Origin of the sequence: Acidovorax sp., assembly GCF_027492855.1 — a bacterium.
In the GTDB taxonomy this organism is placed as follows: domain Bacteria; phylum Pseudomonadota; class Gammaproteobacteria; order Burkholderiales; family Burkholderiaceae_C; genus Acidovorax.
This window is the reverse complement of record NZ_JAPUDY010000099.1, coordinates 40737-58790: the sequence shown is the minus strand read 5'-3', so window position 1 is coordinate 58790 and position 18054 is coordinate 40737. Positions and strand designations below refer to the sequence as shown.

The 18054-nt window shown below is 66.3% G+C and carries 21 protein-coding genes; 8 read left to right on the top strand and 13 right to left on the bottom strand.

Annotated elements, in window-relative coordinates:
* Positions 1-19 precede the first annotated feature (19 nt).
* On the bottom strand, positions 20-2146 hold the full coding sequence (locus Q0105_RS18585) for a xanthine dehydrogenase family protein molybdopterin-binding subunit (protein WP_298213829.1): 2127 nt from the start codon (positions 2144-2146) through the stop codon (positions 20-22).
* Positions 2147-2228: 82 nt separating this feature from the next.
* On the opposite strand from Q0105_RS18585, the gene Q0105_RS18580 reads away from it, so the two are divergent.
* From Q0105_RS18580 to Q0105_RS18570, 3 genes are all read left to right on the top strand, one after another.
* Positions 2229-3149 carry a LysR family transcriptional regulator gene (locus tag Q0105_RS18580; RefSeq protein ID WP_298213827.1) on the top strand — a complete coding sequence of 307 codons (921 nt, stop codon included), beginning with the start codon at positions 2229-2231 and terminating at the stop codon, positions 3147-3149.
* A gap of 111 nt (positions 3150-3260) precedes the next feature.
* A complete protein-coding gene (locus Q0105_RS18575; protein ID WP_298213825.1) occupies positions 3261-4310 on the top strand; it encodes a tripartite tricarboxylate transporter substrate binding protein in 1050 nt (349 codons plus the stop codon).
* Positions 4311-4379: 69 nt separating this feature from the next.
* The gene (locus Q0105_RS18570; protein WP_298213823.1) at positions 4380-5246 is read left to right on the top strand and encodes a VOC family protein; all 867 of its coding nucleotides are present in this window, start codon (positions 4380-4382) and stop codon (positions 5244-5246) included.
* A 32-nt stretch (positions 5247-5278) separates the two neighbouring features.
* On the opposite strand, the gene phnE is transcribed toward Q0105_RS18570, so the two are convergent.
* The 11 genes from phnE to phnG form a co-directional block, all read right to left on the bottom strand.
* Complete coding sequence (gene phnE, locus Q0105_RS18565; RefSeq protein WP_298213821.1) at positions 5279-6085, bottom strand: phosphonate ABC transporter, permease protein PhnE; 807 nt, start codon at positions 6083-6085, stop codon at positions 5279-5281.
* Between the two features lie 35 nt (positions 6086-6120).
* Positions 6121-7068: a phosphonate ABC transporter substrate-binding protein gene (gene phnD, locus Q0105_RS18560; protein WP_298213819.1), complete on the bottom strand. Its 948-nt coding sequence runs from the start codon at positions 7066-7068 to the stop codon at positions 6121-6123.
* 29 nt (positions 7069-7097) lie between these two features.
* Positions 7098-7949: a phosphonate ABC transporter ATP-binding protein gene (gene phnC, locus Q0105_RS18555; protein WP_298213817.1), complete on the bottom strand. Its 852-nt coding sequence runs from the start codon at positions 7947-7949 to the stop codon at positions 7098-7100.
* A 112-nt stretch (positions 7950-8061) separates the two neighbouring features.
* The gene (locus Q0105_RS18550; RefSeq protein ID WP_298213815.1) at positions 8062-9216 is read right to left on the bottom strand and encodes an alpha-D-ribose 1-methylphosphonate 5-triphosphate diphosphatase; all 1155 of its coding nucleotides are present in this window, start codon (positions 9214-9216) and stop codon (positions 8062-8064) included.
* Positions 9213-9935, bottom strand: coding sequence for a phosphonate C-P lyase system protein PhnL (phnL, locus tag Q0105_RS18545; protein WP_298213813.1), 723 nt, complete (start codon positions 9933-9935; stop codon positions 9213-9215). Before phnL ends, Q0105_RS18550 begins: the two co-directional genes overlap by 4 nt.
* Entirely contained in the window at positions 9932-10720 is a 789-nt protein-coding gene (gene phnK, locus Q0105_RS18540; protein WP_298213811.1) for a phosphonate C-P lyase system protein PhnK, read from the bottom strand. Before phnK ends, phnL begins: the two co-directional genes overlap by 4 nt.
* Positions 10717-11178: a GNAT family N-acetyltransferase gene (locus Q0105_RS18535; protein ID WP_298213808.1), complete on the bottom strand. Its 462-nt coding sequence runs from the start codon at positions 11176-11178 to the stop codon at positions 10717-10719. The genes phnK and Q0105_RS18535 overlap by 4 nt, the downstream gene beginning before the upstream one ends.
* Positions 11175-12077 (bottom strand): alpha-D-ribose 1-methylphosphonate 5-phosphate C-P-lyase PhnJ, encoded by a 903-nt coding sequence (locus tag Q0105_RS18530; protein ID WP_298213806.1) that lies wholly within the window; start codon positions 12075-12077, stop codon positions 11175-11177. The genes Q0105_RS18535 and Q0105_RS18530 overlap by 4 nt, the downstream gene beginning before the upstream one ends.
* Positions 12074-13186: a carbon-phosphorus lyase complex subunit PhnI gene (locus Q0105_RS18525; protein WP_298213804.1), complete on the bottom strand. Its 1113-nt coding sequence runs from the start codon at positions 13184-13186 to the stop codon at positions 12074-12076. The genes Q0105_RS18530 and Q0105_RS18525 overlap by 4 nt, the downstream gene beginning before the upstream one ends.
* 2 nt (positions 13187-13188) lie before the next feature.
* Positions 13189-13815 carry a phosphonate C-P lyase system protein PhnH gene (gene phnH, locus Q0105_RS18520; RefSeq protein ID WP_298213802.1) on the bottom strand — a complete coding sequence of 209 codons (627 nt, stop codon included), beginning with the start codon at positions 13813-13815 and terminating at the stop codon, positions 13189-13191.
* Complete coding sequence (phnG, locus tag Q0105_RS18515; RefSeq protein ID WP_298213800.1) at positions 13812-14324, bottom strand: phosphonate C-P lyase system protein PhnG; 513 nt, start codon at positions 14322-14324, stop codon at positions 13812-13814. The genes phnH and phnG overlap by 4 nt, the downstream gene beginning before the upstream one ends.
* A gap of 75 nt (positions 14325-14399) precedes the next feature.
* Here phnG and phnF point away from each other — a divergent pair, with 75 nt between their 5' ends.
* From phnF to Q0105_RS18490, 5 genes are read left to right on the top strand one after another with little or no spacing between them, the layout of a single operon-like run.
* Positions 14400-15182 carry a phosphonate metabolism transcriptional regulator PhnF gene (gene phnF, locus Q0105_RS18510; RefSeq protein WP_298213798.1) on the top strand — a complete coding sequence of 261 codons (783 nt, stop codon included), beginning with the start codon at positions 14400-14402 and terminating at the stop codon, positions 15180-15182.
* On the top strand, positions 15169-15903 hold the full coding sequence (locus tag Q0105_RS18505; protein WP_298213797.1) for a DUF1045 domain-containing protein: 735 nt from the start codon (positions 15169-15171) through the stop codon (positions 15901-15903). The genes phnF and Q0105_RS18505 overlap by 14 nt, the downstream gene beginning before the upstream one ends.
* Positions 15900-16502, top strand: coding sequence for a phosphonate metabolism protein/1,5-bisphosphokinase (PRPP-forming) PhnN (gene phnN, locus Q0105_RS18500; RefSeq protein ID WP_298213796.1), 603 nt, complete (start codon positions 15900-15902; stop codon positions 16500-16502). Before Q0105_RS18505 ends, phnN begins: the two co-directional genes overlap by 4 nt.
* Before the next feature lie 7 nt (positions 16503-16509).
* A complete protein-coding gene (gene arsC / locus Q0105_RS18495; RefSeq protein ID WP_298213795.1) occupies positions 16510-16932 on the top strand; it encodes an arsenate reductase (glutaredoxin) in 423 nt (140 codons plus the stop codon).
* 21 nt (positions 16933-16953) lie between these two features.
* Positions 16954-17223 (top strand): hypothetical protein, encoded by a 270-nt coding sequence (locus Q0105_RS18490; RefSeq protein ID WP_298213794.1) that lies wholly within the window; start codon positions 16954-16956, stop codon positions 17221-17223.
* Positions 17224-17385: 162 nt separating this feature from the next.
* Here Q0105_RS18490 and Q0105_RS18485 read toward each other — a convergent pair whose 3' ends face one another.
* Positions 17386-18045, bottom strand: a complete 660-nt coding sequence (locus Q0105_RS18485; protein WP_298213793.1) for a DNA-3-methyladenine glycosylase I — start codon at positions 18043-18045, stop codon at positions 17386-17388.
* Between the last annotated feature and the right edge of the window lie 9 nt (positions 18046-18054).

Below are 18054 nucleotides of genomic sequence, written 5' to 3'. Positions count from 1 at the left end.
TCCTTTTCAAAACACGGTTTCAGGAACTCTGGCCGCTCATTGCGCGCCAGAGCTGTTCGGAGGTAAGCGGGAATTGCAGTGGGCATTCGCCAAGCGGCGACAGCGCATCGCGCGCCGCATTCATCAGGGCGGCCGGTACGCCAATACAACCGGCCTCGCCGACGCCCTTGGCGCCCAGCAGGTTGTGCGGGCTGGGTATGGAAAAACTCTGGATATCGATGGGCGGCATGTCGTCGGCGCGCGGCGCGGCGTAGTCCATGAGCGATCCGGTCACGAGCTGGCCCGCACCGTCATAGACCAGGCGCTCCAGCATGGCTTGGCCCAGGCCCTGGGCGAGCCCCCCAATCAATTGGCCCTTGGCCAGCTCAGGGTGGACGATATGACCCGCATCGTCGGCCCAGGTGATCTGTTCGATGGCCGGGCGGCCCGTGTCGCGGTCGATGGCCATGCGTGCGATCACGCAGCCATAGCTCCAGGCTTCGCCCGCCGTGAAGCGGCCTGCAGAAGTCAGAGGCAGCACGTCGCCCGCCGCGCGCCGCGCCACCAGGTCGCGGCAGGCCTGCACGATGGCACTGCCCGCGATGGCCGTGCTGCGGCTGGCAAGTGCCCCCACGCCCGGCGGACACAAGGCCGTGTCCCCATAGATCACGGTGATGGCGTCTTCGGCAAGGTCCAGCGCTTCGGCCGCAATGCGCGCATAGGTGGTCCCATGGCCCTGGCCCTGCGCAGGCGATCCGGTGGCCACGGTCACGCGGCCGTCTTCATGCCAGTCCACCCGCGCTGATTCCCAGCCCACGCCGCAGGGCTCGATGTAGAGCGCGAGGCCTATGCCCACCACTTCACCATCGGCGCGGCGTTGACGCTGCAACGCCCGCTGTTCTTCGTAGCCGAAGCGCTCGCAAGCGAGCTGAAGCGCGCGCCGGTAGTCACCGCTGTCCAGCACCTCGCCGGTGGGCGTGGTGTAGGGCATGTCCGCCGCCTCCACCAGATTGCGCTGGCGCAATTCCACCGGGTCGATGCCCGCAGCCCGCGCCGCCTGCTCGACCAGTGTCTCCATCAGCAGTGCCGCTTCGGGCCGGCCCGCGCCGCGGTAGATCGTGACCGGCGCGGTATGGGCCAGGCCAGCGCGGCCCTGCACGTCAAGCCGTGCAACGTGGTACGGGCCCGGCAGGATGCGGGCCGTATTGCGAAGCGGCACCACCGCTGAAAATGGCAGCCAGGCACCGAGGGTAAAGTGCAACCCGGCCTGCAGCGCGACAAAGCGCCCTTCAGCCGTGACGGACAACCGGCCGCCCAAGCGTGCACCACGGCCATGCATGCCGGAGGTGAACTCGTCCGAGCGCGTCGATATCCAGCGCACCGAAGCACCCAGGCGGCGCGCAGCCAACACGATGGCAAGGTCCTCCGGACACAGTGAAGACTTGGCGCCGAACGCGCCACCTACGTTGCCGGTGATGACGCGCACGTGTGCTGCTTCCCAACCGAGCGCGGCTGCAATATCTGTCTGCGCGCGTGAGGGAGATTGCGTGCCGAGATGGACCGTGATGCGGGCTTGCGCGGCATCGCCGTGCCACTGCACCACCATGCCGCGTGGCTCCATCGACAAAGCCAACACGCGCGGCACCTCCAACGTGGCCTGCACCTCGCAAGCGGCGGCGGGCAGAGCATCCGAGGACTTGAAGTGGTGCGCCACCTCGGTCACGGGTTGTGTGCCATCGAAGTCCAGCACCGGCGCTAGCGGTTCAATATCCAGTTGCACACACGACGCGGCGTGCTGCGCATGCGCCAACGAGTGGGCAAGCACCAGCGCCACAGGCTGGCCGACATAAACCACCTCGTCCCGCGCCAGCGGTTCGATGCGCGGCACCTCGGCCACAGGCAACAGGGAATTGTGTGGGGGCATGCAGACCACACGATCCGCCTCCGAATCAGGCAACAGACTGGTAGCCGTCAGCACCGCGGCCACGCCCTCAATCAGTCCGGCGGCATGCGCATCGATAGAGCGCAGCCGACCATGCGGCAAGGGCGAGCGCACGAAAACCGCATGCAGCGCGCCCTCGGCCACCACGTCGCCGGTGTACTGCCCACGGCCCGTGAGCAGTGCGGGGTCTTCGCGGCGAAGGGGGGCAAAAGCCGGTTTCAACATGCAACAGATTAGACCGGCGCACTCCTCGCCGGGCAATCGCATAATTTTGAAAGACTTTGAAGTTTGCCGACACAATCACGCCATGGATCTCCTGGACAACCCCTCCAACCTCAGCCTGCGCCAGTTGCGCGCGTTCTGGCTCGTCGCGCATGAAGGCACCATGACCCGTGCGGCAGCACGCATGCACCTCACGATCTCGGCGCTGTCGATGCTCGTGCGCACGCTGGAGGAAGAACTCGGCGTGCGCCTGTTCGAGCGCACCACCCGCCGCATCGAGCTGACGGAGGCGGGCCGCCAGTTTTTACCCACGGTGCGCGACGTATTCTTCGCACTCGATTCGGGCCTGCAGACGCTGCAGGAGAGCAAACGGCGCAAGAGCGAGCGGCTCTCGGTCGTGACCTCGCCACTGCTGGCGGCCAGCCTCGTTCCCGAGGTCATTGCGCGGTTTCGCGAGCAGTTCCCAAACGTCACCGTGACCTTGGTGGATGCACCTGTGGACCAGGTCGTGGCCCACGTGCGCGAAGGCAAGTCGGACTTCGGCATCTGCACCGCCGACCTGGCCTCCACGGACCTGGTGTCTCAGGTGCTCTACAAAGACACGTTGGTGCTGGCCTGCAGCCCCGACCACCCGCTGGCCGAGCGGCGCGAAATCCGTTGGGGCGACCTGACGGACCAGAACCTGATTTTGCTGACCTCGGGCACGGGCCTCAGGCGCCTGGCCGACCAGTCGCTGGGCCAACTCACCTTGCGGCTCAAGCCCGCGTTCGAGGTGGCCAACATACAGACCGCTGTCGGCCTTGTGGCGGCGGGCCTGGGTGTTTCGGTGCTGCCAGCCTATAGCCTGGCACGGGTGGATGGACAACGCGTGGCCTCGGTGCCGCTGACGGATCCTGTGGTGACGCGCGAAATCGTTGCGCTGTGCACCCGCGCACGGCCATTTTCAATGGCGGCTGAAGCATTCTTGAAGCTGTTCACAAAATACGCAGGCCAGAACACGGTTTAAGTGCTATTTCGATCGGTCTTGCTGGTCTTGCCTCTGGTCAAGACCGTAGCGCGTCAGTACAAAAGTAAGGCATCTCCCCCATGTCCGACGCAGCTACAAGGAAACCGATCCATGAAACCCCTCTTCGGCGCTTGCCGCCTGGTGCCCTCAGCGCAAGACGCGCAGCCACCACATTCTTTGTCCCTGTCCCGCCGCCAGGCTCTGGCGCTGGGCCTGTCCAGCACTGCCGCTTGGCTGCACATGCCGACTTCCGCCATGGCCTGGCCCAGCAAGCCGGTCAAGATCACCACGGCCGCCTCGGCCGGCAGCGGGCCGGACGTCTCCCTGCGCCTGGTGGCCGAGCAGCTTGCACGCCGCTGGGGCCAGCCGGTCATCGTGGACAACAAGCCCGGCGGCAACGGTGTCGTGGCCTTCAATGCCACACGCAGCGCCGCATCGGACGGCCATGAGCTGATCCATTTGGACAGCACCATGCTGACCTCCAACATCCACCTGTACAGCCGCCTGCCCTACGAACCAGTGCGCGACTTCGAGCCGATCCGTCCCACCCTGCAGACCGACTTCTTCGTGGCCGTGGCCAAGGACAGCCCCTTCAAATCGATCGACGACATCGTGCGTGCTGCCCAGGCTGCACCGGACCGCATCACCTACGGATCATGGGGACCGGGCAGCCCCGGTCACCTGGGTGCGCTCAGGCTGCTTGCTGCCAGCAACACACGCATGACGCATGTGCCCTACAAGGAGATTCCACAACTGTTCGCGGCCGTGGCCACCGGCGAGATCCAGTGGGCGCTGGGCAGCCTGGCCAGCGCCGGGCCCATGGAGAAATCAGGCCGTATTCGCTTTGTGGGCGTGGCGGCACCGCAGCCATCACCCTTTGCGCCTGGCGTTCCCGGCATGGCGGGTTCTACCTACGCCAAGGACTTCGTGGCCAACGCCTGGTTTGGCCTGTTCGCGCCCCGAGGCACCCCCAAGGCGCTGCGCGAAAAGATTGCGGCTGACGCCACCGAAGTGCTGTCCACGCCAGACCTCATGGACCGCTACCGCACGCTGGGCTACAACCGTCTGGACCAAAGTCCGGACGAATTCGCCGAGTACATCGGCCGCGAAACGCAGCTATGGGGCCGCGTGATCGCCGATGCCAAGCTGAAACTGAACTGAACCGAACAGCGGGAAAGGGCGGCAAAAAAGCGCCCTGCAGACCAAGAGCAGCGAGACAGGACACCCAACATGATTGCACTCAAAGACATCTGCTACGTGCGCCTGGGCACCCGTGACCTCGATGGTGCCTGCCGCTACGCCAGCGACATCCTGGGCCTGCGCGAGGGCCAGCGTTACGGGCCTCCCCGGCATGGCATGGCGGTGGGCTTTCGCAGCGATGCACGCGAACAGACGCTGGTGTACTTTGACGGAGATCCTGCAAGCCACACCACCGGCTTCGAGGTGGCCTCCATGGATGCGCTGCAGTTGGCGGCGGCCGAGTTGGAACGGCTGGGCCATGCAGTGCATGAAGGCCGGCCCGACGAGTGCGAGCAGCGGCGCGTGCGGGCCTTCATCGGATTTTCGGACCCGAGCGGCAATGCCATCGAGCTGGCGGTTGCGCCCTTTCACAGTGGTGTGCGCTTCTTCCCGGCACGAGACACGGGGAACACCGGTTTTTCGCACGTGGGGCTGCGCACCATCGATCCGGCGCGTGACGAGCGCTTCTGGACCACGGTCCTCAGTGCCAAAGTCAGCGACCGCATCGGAGCCGCGCCGCTGCTGCGCATCGACGAGGTACATCACAAGATCGCCCTGTTTCCCTCAACCCATGCGGGCGTGCAGCATATCAACCACCAGGTGGCTTCCATCGACGACCTGATGCGGACCTGGTATCTGCTGCAGTCACGCGGCATCCGCGTGGTGTTCGGTCCGGGCAGGCACCCGACCTCTGGCGCGATGTTCCTCTACTTCGAGGGACCGGACGGCATGGTGTATGAGTTTTCGAGCGGCGTGCGCATGGTCACCGATCCAGATGCACCGCCGCGCCAGTTTCCGTTTCACCCCACGTCGTTCTGCATGTGGGGCTCAGTGCCCGACATTCCGGAATTCCGCTGAGCACCCAGCCAGGCCCTTCCCCAGGGCTGGCCTCAGATCATCGTCTTGCGGATACGGGCAGACACCACGTCGATCAGGCTCACGCTGACCACAATGATCAGCATCACCGCGCAGGTCTCGGCGTACTGGAAGCCCCGGATGATCTCCCACAGCACCACGCCGATGCCGCCCGCGCCCACCATGCCCACCACCGAGGCCGAGCGCACGTTGGCCTCGAACCGGTAGAGCGTGTACGAGATCCACAGCGGCATCACCTGCGGGATCACGCCGTAGATGATTTCATGCAGCGCACTCGCACCGGTGGAGCGGATGCCTTCCACCGGCTGCGGGTCGATGGCCTCGACCGCTTCGGAAAACAGCTTGGCCAGCGTGCCCGAGGTGTGGATCCACAGCGCCAGAACGCCCGCGAAAGGCCCCAGGCCCACGGCCACCACGAACAGCATGGCGAACACCATTTCGTTGATGGCGCGGAACGCATCGAGCACACGGCGCACCGGCTGGTACACCCACCAGGGCACGATGTTGGACGAGGCCAGCAGCGCCAGCGGCACGGCGGTGAGCACGGCCAGGGCCGTGCCCCACAAGGCGATCTGCAGCGTGACCAGCATCTCCTGCACATACATCGGCCACTGCGCGAAGTTGGGCGGAAAGAACTCCGCCGCATAGCGGGCCATGTTGCCCGAGTCGTTCCACAGGTCGAGCGGGCGCATGTCGGCGCCCTTCCACGACGCCGCCAAGAGCACCAGCAGGATGCCCCAGGACAAATACCAAGCCAGGCTGCGCTTGGGCGCCGTGGTGCGGGCCAGGGTGGCCAGCGAAGGATTCAAAGCAGAAGACATGGAAGGCACCTGGACCGCAAACACAAACAAACGGATTACTTCAGCGATGCCAGCTGCTGGTCGATCTCGGCCAGGCGGGTCTTCTTGTCGGCGTCGGCCAGCGTGCCGTCGGCCTCGATCTTGTTGCGCTTGCCAAACAGGTCGAGTTGGCGAATCGGCGTGAGCTGCGCGTTGGTCGAAGGCTTGAAGCCCGAGAGTTTGGAGATCTTCATCACGATCTCCTTCTCGCGCGCATCGGTCTTGGCGTAGTTGTAGAAGAAGTCCTTGATCTTGGCCTTGAGCGGCTCGGGCAGGTCCTTGCGCAGCACCAGAGGGTCGAGCGGGATCAAGGGAGATGTCCAGACGATCTTGATGTCCTTGAACTTCTCGGGCTGGCGCTCTTTGAGTTTTTCGAGGTTTTCGCTGTTATTGGTGGCCACATCAACCTGCTTGTTGGCCACGGCCAGGGCGTTGGTCTCGTGGTTGGCGCTGCGCGTGATCTTGAAGTGCGTCTTCGCGTCGATCTTGTTTTGCGCGAAGGCGTAGTAGCCGGGCACCAGGAAGCCTGAGGTGGAGTTGGGGTCGCCATTGCCAAAGCTCAGCGACTTGCCTTGCTTGAGCACATCGTCCAGTGTGGCCATGGGGCTGTCCTTGTGCACGATGAGGTGCGAGTAATAGCCTTGGGTACCGTCGGCGTTGACCATCTGCGCGAAGACTTCACCATTGGCGCGGTCCACGGCCTCCATGGCCGACTTGTTGCCCAACCAGGCCACCTGCATCTTGTTGAAGCGCATGGCTTCGATGAGGCCGGCATAGTCGGACGCGAAGAAGGCGTTGATCTTCAGACCGGTCTGCTTGGCCATGTCGTCCAGCAGCGGCTGCCAGTCGGCCTTGAGGTTTTGCGAGGCTTCGGTCGAGATCATGCCGAAGTTGATGTCCTGGGCAGTGGCGCCCGTGGCGAGGCCCAGGCCAAGGGCCAAGGTGGTGCACAGTTTCTTGAACATATGAAGAACTCCAAAAAAAAGAGAAAGGGCTAAGCCAGCGCTGGCGCCCAGTGAGGTGCGGGTGTGACATCGGACGCCCGCTGAGGGTGAACAGGCGATGCGTCAGCCAATATTTCATCGGCTTGCACGCCATACAGGCTGCGCAGCAAATCGGGCGTGAGGGCCGCCGAGGGGCCGTCGTAAACCACCTGCCCGTGGTGCAAGGCCACCACGCGCGGGCAGTATTTGATGGCCACATCCACTTGATGCAGCGACACGATGACGGTGCAGCGGTCCTCGCTGTTGATGCGCGCCAGGATGTCCATGACCTTGCGCGAGGACTCGGGGTCCAGCGAGGCAATCGGCTCATCGGCCAACACCACCTTGGCGCCCTGCACCAGCGTGCGCGCAATGGCCGCGCGTTGCTGCTGCCCACCAGACAGCGTAGACGCGCGCTGTGCATGGCATTCGGCAATGCCCACGCGGCCGAGCGCTTCCAGCGCCAGTGCGCGCTCTTGCGGCTTGAACAAACGCAGCCAGCCGCGCCACCGGGGGGTGCGGTGCAACAGCCCCACCAGCACGTTCATCAGCACGGGCAGACGGTCCACCAGGTTGAACTGCTGGAACACAAAACCGACCTGCGAACGCACCTTGCGGATGTCACCATGGATGCGGCCGCCCTGCTGCACACAGCAGCCATCCACCTCGATCCGCGAGTCGCTCGCCGCATCGGCCACCACCAGGCCCGCCACATGGCGCAACAGCGTGGACTTGCCCGAGCCTGACGCCCCGATCAGCGCCACCTTCTCGCCACGCTGCACGGTGAGGTTGATGTCGCGCAAGGCCTGTTTTCCATTGGCGAAGTGTTTGTTCAACTGGTTAATGTGAAGTGCGGCGGTCATGGCTGCCTCCTGATGTTTAAGTCGTCTAGACAACCAAGTGTGGTTGCCGCGCATGACAGTGCTTTGACAGTTGAGAGAAGTTTGGATGTCAGTGAGAACAAGACAGCAGCACCTACAGCACACGCTGCCCTTCGCGCCACACGCCGCGCACCACGGCCTGCCGAGTGCCATCGGGCAAATCAGCCATGTGCACCTGGACCAGGTCGGCACGCAGGCCGGGCGACAGCGCACCCCGGTCTGCCATGCCCGCAGCCCGGGCCGGGTTGCGCGTGACAGTGGCCACAGCCTGCGGCAGGGGCAGGATTCCCTCATCAACCAGCCGCATCACAGCGCTCAGCAGGCAGCCAGGCACGTAGTCCGACGAGAGGATGTCCAGAAGCCCCGCGCGGGCCAGATCGGCCGCCGCTACGTTGCCCGAGTGCGAGCCACCACGCACCACATTGGGCCCGCCCATCACGGTGAGCAGACCGCGTTCGTGCGCAGCGCGTGCAGCGGCCATGGTGGTCGGGAACTCCGACATGGCAGCCCCTTCCGCATGGGCCTGCTCCACATGCGCCACCGTGGTGTCATCGTGGCTGGCCAGCGAGATGCCATGCGTGCGACAGTAGTCCACAAAATACGCACGGTGGGGCTCGGCGTACTGCGCCTGCAGGGTGGCGGCGTGCGCCACCTGGCGCTCGAACTTCTCGGCGCTCCAGCCCTTCTTGCCGGTGTAGTAGGTGCGCGCCTGCCCGATGTCCTCCCACTGGCGCTGGCCGGGGGTGTGGTCCATCAGCGAGATCAGTGACAGGCGCGGGTGGCCGTGGAATGGCTCGAACAGGTCGATGGTGTTGGGTGCGGGCAGCTCGCAGCGCACGTGCAGGTGGTGGTCGGCACGCAGCAGATTGCGCTCGGTGCAGGTGTCGATGGTGTCGAGCACGCGGTTCCAGGCGCTGCCGCGCAGGCTGTCCACGTCGGCCTCGCCCACGCCTAGCGCATCGAGCACGGTGGTGATGCCGGCCGCGGCGATCTCGGCGTCGTGCGCCAGCAGCGCAGGCATCTCGGCCCATTGCACCTTGGGGCGCGGCATCAGGTGGCGCTCGAAATTGTCGGTGTGGATTTCCACCAGGCCAGGCAACAGGTAATCTCCGCCCAGGTCAATGCCTTGCAGGGCCGAGGTGCCACCGCCATCCACCGCCGCGATGCGCCCATTGCCCACCTGCAGGCTACCCTGCACCACCTCGCCGGGCAGCACCATGCGGGCGTTCTTGAACACAACGGTGCTCATGCGGACGCTCCTCGAAAATCACCCACATTCACGCGGCGCGTAGCCACTGCGGCGCCCACTTGCGCATCGTGAAAAATTCCCACCAAGGCCGATCCGCGCGCCACCGCCTCGCGGATCATGGTGATCACCGTCTCGGTGTTGGCCGCATCCAGCGATGCGGTGGGCTCGTCCAGCAGCAGCAGCGGCTTGGGCTTGATCATGTTGCGCGCGATGTTGATGCGCTGCTGCTCGCCCCCTGAAAACGTGGCGGGCGGCAGGTGCCACAGCCGCTCGGGAATGCGCAGGCGGGTGAGCCACTGACGGGCGGCCTCGCGCGCTGCCTCCAGTGCAGCCAGATTGTCCCCCGCGTCTTCGGCCAGCGGTTCAGCCACCACGTCGAGCGCCGAGACGCGCGGGATGACCCGCAGGAACTGGCTCACATAGCCCACGGTGTCGCGCCGCAGCTGCACCAGCGCACGCGGCGTGGCCTGGGTCACGTCCACCAGTTCGCCATTGGCCGAGCGCACGGTGATGCGGCCCGCGTTGGCGCGGTAGTTGGCGTAGACCATCTTGAGCAGCGTGCTCTTGCCCATGCCCGAGGGGCCATCGAGCACCACGCATTCGCCGGGCTGCACGGCCAGGTCCACGCGCTCCAGCACAGGCAGTTCGATACCGTTCTGGTGGTGCAGGGTGAAGCGCTTGGCCACCCCTTGCATCTGAAGAATAGGGAGGTTGTTCATGGCTGCAGTACCGAAGAAACCAAGAGCTGGGTGTAGGGGTGTTGCGGGTCGTCGAGCACCTGGTCGGTCAGGCCCGTCTCCACCACGCGGCCGCGCTGCATGACCACCATGCGGTGCGCCAGCAGCCGGGCCACGGCCAGGTCGTGCGTGACGACGATGGCGGCCAGCTGCATCTGCCGCGTGAGCTGGCGCAGCAGGTCCAAGAGGCGCGCCTGCACCGACACATCGAGGCCCGAGGTGGGTTCATCCATGAACACCAGGCGCGGCTGCGTGACCAGGTTGCGCGCGATCTGCAGGCGCTGGCGCATGCCGCCCGAGAAGGTGCGCGGCGCGTCGTCGATGCGCGCGGCGTCGATCTCCACGCGCTGCAGCCATTCGGCGGCCGTGGCGCGCAGGCGGCCGTAGTGGCGCTCGCCCAGGCCCATGAGGCGCTCGCCCACGTTGGCACCGGCCGACACATCCATGCGCAGGCCGTCGGCGGCGTTCTGGTGCACGAAGCCCCAGTCGGTGCGCGCCAGCAGGCGCTGCTGGGCTTCGCTCATGGCATAGACGTCCTGCAGCACGTCGTCGCGCTGGCGGAACTGCACCGTGCCCGCATCGGGCGCGCTGCGCGCCGCGATCGCGTTGAGCAGGGTGGACTTGCCCGAACCGGACTCGCCCACCACGGCCAGCACCTCGCCGGGCCACAGGTCAAAGGAGGCGTCCTGCAGCGCCACGCGCTCGCCATAGCTTTTTTGAATGTTGCGCACGCTCAGCAGCGGCGCAGCGTTGTCGGGGTGGTTCATGTCAGGGTCTCGATCACAAAGCTCAGGCCATGCCGTGCAAAGCCCAGGGATTCATAGAAGGCATGCGCGCCCGCGCGGCGCGCGTTGGACGAGAGCGCGAGCTTGTAGCAACCGGCCTCGCGCGCACGCGCCAGGGCGTGGGCCATCATCTGGCGGCCGATGCCCTGGCCCTGCCGGTGGGCTGCAACCACCACGTCTTCCACGACGGCCGAGGGCGCGCCCCGGTGCGCCAGGTTGTGCATGACCAGCAGCGCATAGCTGCCCACCACGGCGCCCTGCTGCGCGGGGTCACAGGCCACCCACAGCCGGTAGCTGGGGTAGCGCGCAAACTGCGCCCACAGGGCGTGCGCCTCTGGCAGGCTCAGCACATCCTGCGAGCGGTCCTCGATGCCTTCGTACAGCGCCAGCACGTCTTCGAGGTCCGACTCCACGGCCTCACGAATGGCCAGATGGGTCATGGCGTGGCCTCCGTGTGGAGCGCCTGGCGCTCCTGGCAGTAGTCCGAGTCGGAGCACACATGCATGCGCCCGCCCTGGTCGTCGGTGATCACCTCGTCGAGGAAGCTGTCGGTGGCGCCGCACAGCGCGCAGGCCGCGTCCCAGCGCTGCACCTCGAAGGGGTGGTCCTCGAAACCCAGGCTTTCGACCGCCGTGTAGGGCGGCACCGCGTAGATGCGCTTTTCACGGCCCGCGCCAAACAGCTGCAGCGCGGGGTTCATGTGCATCTTGGGGTTGTCGAACTTGGGGATGGGCGAGGGCGCCATCACGTAGCGGCCATTGACCAGCACCGGGTAGTCGTAGGTGGTGGCGATGTGGCCGTAGCGCGCGATGTCTTCGTAGAGCTTGACGTGCATGAGCCCGTACTCGGCCAGGCCGTGCAGGGTGCGCGTTTCGGTCTCGCGCGGCTCCAGGCGCTGCATGGGCTCGGGCACCGGCACCTGGTAGACGATGACCTGGCCTTCGGTGAGCGGCGCCTCGGGGATGCGGTGGCGCGTCTGGATCAGCGTGGCCTCACGGGTGCGGGTGGTGGTGGCCACGGCCGTGGTGCGCTCGAAGAAGCGACGGATGTTGACGGCATTGACCGTGTCGTCCGAGCCCTGGTCGATGACCTTGAGGCAGTCCTGCGGGCCGATCACGGCGGCCGTGACCTGGATACCGCCCGTGCCCCAGCCATAGGGCAGCGGCATTTCACGCGAGCCGAAGGGCACCTGGTAGCCGGGAATGGCCACCGCCTTGAGGATAGCGCGGCGGATCATGCGCTTGGTGCGCTCGTCCAGGTAGGCAAAGTTGAAGTGGCCGTCCACCGGGGCCACGTCGGCGGGCAGGCCCACCACGGCGGGTTCTAGGGGTGCATTCATGCAGCGTCTCCCTGGTCGGGGGGGGATGGGGGGGCTGCAGCGGCGCGCATCTTGCGCACCAGCTCCAGCTCGGACTGGAAGTCCACGTAGTGCGGCAGCTTCAGGTGCTGCACGAAGCCCGAGGCCTCCAGGCTGTCGCTGTGGCCCAGCACGAACTCCTGCATCTGCGCGGGCGACTCCACGGGTTCGCCCAGCTCATCGGCGCGCAAGGCGCGGTCCACCAGGCCCATGGCCATGGCTTTGCGCTCGCTGTGGCCAAACGCCAGGCCGTAGCCGCGCGTGAACTGCGGCGGCTGGTGCTTGCTGCCGGCGAACTGGTTCACCATCTCGCATTCGGTGATCTCGATGTCGCCGATGTCAATGGCAAAACCCAGTTCCTCGGGTTTGATCTCCACGGCCACGGTGCCCAGGCGCACCTCACCCACAAAGGGGTGCGAGTGCGAATAACCACGCTGCGTGGAATACGCCATGGCCAGCAGAAAGCCCTCGTCGCCCCGCGCCAGGTTCTGCAGGCGCGTGGCCCGGTTGGCCGGGAAACGCAGCGGCTCGCGTGTCAGGTCGGTGGGCAGGGGGTCGCCGGGCGGCACGGGGCGGGTCTCGATCAGGCCTTCCTGGTTGAGCAGGTCCACCACGCGCGGGGTGGGACCGGGCGGCGTTGCGGCGGGCGCTGTCGCGTTGACCGAAGCGCCCGGCGCCTTGCCCTCGGCCAGCAGTGTGAAGTCCAGCAGCCGCTGCGTGTAGTCGTAGGTGGGGCCTAGCACCTGCCCACCGGGCAGGTCCTTGAAGGTGGCCGAGATACGGCGGTCCAGCGCCATGCGCGCGGTGTCGAGCGGGCAGGTAGTGCCCAGGCGCGGCAGCGTGGCGCGGTAGGCGCGCAGCAAGAAAATGGCTTCGACCAAATCACCCGCCGCCTGCTTGATGGCCAGTGCCGCGAGTTCGGGGTCGTACACCGAACCTTCGGTCATCACCCGGTCCACGGCGAGCTTGAGCTGCTGGCGGATCTGCGCCACCGACAGCTCAGGCTGCGCGGCATCGCCCCGGCGCTGCTCGGCGAGCAGGCGGTAGCTGTTGAGGATGGCGGCTTCTCCGCCCTTGACGGCAACGTACATGCTCAGGCCTCCTGAGATTGAGGTGCACAAGCCACACGGGTGGTGCGGGGCAGGCCGACGATGTGCTCCGCCGTGCCCAGCAACACATCCACACCACGCGGAAACGCCGCATGGTTGGCGGCCCACTGGGCCCCGAAGTCTTCGGGCAAGCCATCGACCTGCAGGGCGGTTGCGCCCTGGATGCCGGGGCCCGTCAGGCGCCACGCACCGGCACCTGCCATGGCGTGCGCCACATCCACCACGCAGGTGGCCGATTGGTCGGGATAGGTGTCGCTGCCCTGGGCCAGGCTCTGCAGCGCAGGCAGCGCATCGCCCAACGCCACCCAGGCAAACCGGGCCTGCCCGGGCTCGCGCACCAGCGTGCAGCCTGTGTGGAAACGCAGCCACGCACCCGCATCGCTGGCCGCCAAGCAGGGCGACAGCCACAGCGTGCAGTCGCTGTCGAGCAGGGCCAGCAGCACGGCAGCCGACGCCGCGTGGCCCATGGCCGGGGTCTGTGCGTCATGTTCCAGCGCAATACAACGGCCGGGGTGCGACAACGCCTGCAGCACCGCACGGAACACGGCCTGGCTGCCAAAGGCTTCGTTCGAGAATCCTGCGCCCAAGGACGCCAAGGTGGGCGCGCTCATTCCGCATCCTCCTCGGTGTCACTGCCACTTTCGCGTGCCACGGTGAAGAAGTCCACCTTGGTGCTGGCCGCACGCGCCTGCCGCACGGCCTGGGTGCTGCGCAGGTGGCTGCGGATCGGCTCCAGCAGTTGCCCATCCAGCAGGGATTGCTGGGCGGGGTCTTGCAGCAATGCATCGGCCAGCGCGGCCAGTTGCACCTGGCGGTGCGAGCGGCCCAGCACGTAGGCCACGCCCACGGTGGCATCTGTGGTCTCGGACTCAGCCGACACGCGCAGCGCGCAGCGGGTCACGGTGACCTCGCCCACGTTGAAGCGCTCACCCGTGCCGCCCGCGCGGCCCTGCACCATCATCAGGCCGGTCTCGGGGGCGCGCAGCCAGCGCGCAGGGCGCGTGGCCTGCTCACGCAGGGCGGATTCGAGCAGACCCAGCGGCGCCCGGGCCAGAAGCGCCATCCAGTGCGCACGGCCCATGGGCCGACCTGGACCCGGGTTGTCAAAGGCTTGAAACATGAAAGTGGTACCCTGAAAGTTGTATAGACAAATTGAACAACTGCCGCCAGCTTAAAGAGCGCACATGTAGGTTTCATGACAGCCAGCACCTCCCCCCTTTCCACCGCGCCACCCGCGCTTGCCGCCCCGTCTTTGCGCCCGGCGCGCGACAGTTTCTGGACCCGCATCGCCGCCGAACTGGCCGATGCCATTGGCAGCGGCATCTACCCTCCGGGCCAGCGCTTGCCTTCGGAACACGCGCTGGCCGAGCAGTTCGGCGTGAACCGGCACACCATCCGCCGCTCGCTGGCCAGCCTGTGCAGCCAGGGACTGGTGCGCATCACGCAGGGCAGCGGCACCTATGTGGAAGACTTTGCGGTGGACCTGGTTCTGGGCAAGCGCACACGCCACCAGCAGGGACTGGCGCAGGCCGGCTTGCGCGGCAGCCTGGTGGTGCTGCACGCGCAGACGGTGCGTGCCACCGCCGCACTGGCCCAGGTCCTGCAGGTGCCCGCCCGCAGCCCGCTGCTGGCGCTGCGCGTGATGGGCGAGGCCGAGGGCCAGCCGCTGCACCTGAGCGAGCGCTACTTTCCCCTGCCCCGCTTTGAAGACCTGGCGGCTGTGGTGCGCGAGACCGGCTCCATCACCGCCGGGTTTGCTGCCCATGGCGTGGCCGACTACACGCGCCGCGAAAGCCGCATCACCGCCGAACTGCCCAGCGCCGAGGTGGCCGCACAGCTGCGCCAGCCCGCTACCCGCCCGGTGTTGTTGGTGGAGAGCCTGAACGTGGACCTGGCCGGTGCCCCCATCGAATGGGCCCGCGCCTGGTTTGCGGGCGACCGCGTAAAACTGACCATTGACCACGATGAACAACCCTGAAGCCCCTACGACCACCGCCCACCACCGTTATGCGGTGTATTTCGCGCCCAACCCTGGCAGCCTGGGCTGGCTGGCGGGCAGCCACTGGCTGGGCCGCTGCGCCGCCCTGCTGCAACCCATGCAGCAGCTCGCCATCGACGGCGTCGCCGCTGACGACCTGCACCGGCTGACCGCCGCACCCCGCCGCTATGGCTGGCATGCCACGCTGAAGGCCCCGTTTGCGCTGGCACCGGGCATCGACTGGGTCACGCTGCACCATGCCGTGCAGGCCGTGGCGCACAGCCTGCAGCCCTTTGTGTTGCCGCCGCTGCAGGTGGAGCGCATCGACGACTTCCTGGCCCTTGTACCTGCGCCCTCGCATGCCGCCAATGCGCAGATCCACGAGGCGGCCGCAGCCTGCGTGACAGCGCTGCAACCGTTGGCCGCCCCGCTGTCTGATGCCGACCTGGCCCGCCGCCGCGCTGCCGGGCTCACGCCCCGGCAGGACACGCTGCTGCAGCGCTGGGGCTATCCGTTCGTGCTGGAGGAGTTCCGCTTCCACCTGTCCATCACCGGCAATCTGGCCCAGGTGGACCCGCAGACCCAGGCGCTGGTGCTTGATGCCGCACAGGAATTTTTCTCCGACCTGCCCACGCTCAAATTCAACAGCCTGGCGCTGTTTGCCGAACCCGCACCGGGCGCAAACTTTGTGTTGCTGGACCACCTGGAGATGGGCGCATGACGGCCCGGCTGGTCTACTTCATGGGCCCATCGGGCGCGGGCAAAGACAGCCTGCTCGACTGGCTGAGCGCGCACTTGCCCGCCCCCTGCCCCGTGCATTGGGCACGGCGCACCATTAGCCGCATGGCAATACCCGGCGGCGAAGCCCATGAAAGTGTTTCGCCCGAAGTATTTGCGGCGTTGCGCCGTGAGCAAGCGTTTGCCCTGCACTGGGAGGCCAATGGCCTGGGCTACGGCATCCGGCATGCGCAGCTTGCGCCACTGGCCCAGGACCACTGGGTGCTGCTCAACGGCTCACGCGCTTACCTGGCCGATGCGCTGGCGCAGTTCCCCCACCTGGTGGCCGTGCACATCACGGCCAGCCCGCAGGTGCTGCGCGAGCGCCTGCTGTCGCGTGGCCGCGAAACGCCCGATGCAGTGGAAGCCCGCGTGCAGCGGGCCATGGCGTTCACGTTGCCCCCAGGCACGGCCCACCTGGAGGTGCACAACAACGGCACACTGAACGATGCAGGCCAGCAACTGCTGCACGCGCTGGGGCAGCTACCAGGATGGCCCGCGCACAGTGGCACACTTTCACCCATCGACCCGACCTCTTTGTAGCCCCACCATGAGCTCCATCACCATCTATCACAACCCAAAATGCGGCACGTCCCGCAACACGCTGGCCATGATCCGCAACAGCGGCCTGGAGCCCGAGGTCATTGAGTACCTCAAAACCCCACCCGACCGCGCCACGCTGGTAGCCCTGATCGCCGCCACGGGTGAACCGGTGATCAACGCCGTGCGCACCAAGGAAGCGATCTTCACCGAGCTGCAACTGAACGCGCCGGGCGTAACCGACGCACAGCTCATCGACGCCATGCTGCAACACCCCATTCTCATCAACCGCCCCATCGTGGCCACGCCGCTGGGCACACGGCTGTGCCGCCCATCGGAACAGGTGCTGAACATCCTGCCCACGCCCCAGCAAGGCGCCTTCACCAAGGAAGATGGCGAGGTGGTGATCAATGAGAAAGGTCAGCGTGCCTGAAGCTTTTGCGCACTGCCCAGCATGACCGTCTCCCGGAATCAGCCAAAGAACACCGCCACCACCCAAAAAAGGCTGCTTGCCCAGCCCACCCGGTTCGCCGTTTGCGCGGCCTTTTTATCTATCGGAAACAGCTCACACCGGCGCCACATCCACACGTTGCCCAAAGCTGCCACCAGCAAACCTGCCGTCACGACGCCAATGGACGAAAGCCCCACACCCAACACCAAGCCACAGATCGGCGTCATCCAGGTGAACACCCCAATACCGCTGGACGTGCTGGCTAGTACATGAGACGGCCCTTCGCAATAGCCGCATTGCGCAGGGCTTCCTCGCGAGGACCAGCGAAGCGCCAAGTGGCTAACGCCGGGCTTCTGGCAATGGGGGCAAACGTGCTTCATTCGAGCAGGGTAGCTTGTTGGCACGCCATGATAGGCCTGCAATGCCCTACAGCCCTTAGGGCACCACGAACTCCGCCCGCGCCTTGAGCGCCAAAGCGCGCGAATGGCAACCTTCCAGGTGGTCGTTCACCAACCCCATGGCCTGCATGAAGGCATACACCGTGGTGGGGCCCACAAAACTCCAGCCGCGTTTCTTTAGATCCTTGGACATGGCGATGGATGCGGGCGAGGTGGACAGCGTGCGAGCCACTTCGCGTGTGATGCGCCCGGGCCGTTCGGCCGCCGTGGGCTCGTAGCGCCACGCGTAGTGCGCCAGCGAGCCGAACTCGCGGCGCAGATCCAGCACGCGCTGTGCGTTGTTGATGGTGGAGGTGATCTTGCCCCGGTGGCGCACGATGGCGGCGTCCTGCACCAGGCGCTCGACATCGGCCGGGCCAAAAGCGGCAACCTGCTCGGCGTCGAAGTTGGCAAACGCGGCGCGAAAACCCTCGCGCTTGTTCAGTATGGTGAGCCAGCTCAGGCCCGACTGAAAGCCCTCCAGACACAACTTCTCGAACAAGCGCCGGTCGTCCGCCACAGGGAAGCCCCATTCGTGGTCGTGGTAGTGGCGGTAGCCGGGCATGGACTGGCACCAAAAGCAGCGCGGACAACCAGCGTCGTCGGCAAACAGGCCTTCGGGCAGCGCGGGGGCGGTTTCAGCGGTCATGTGCTGCATTCTAGAAAC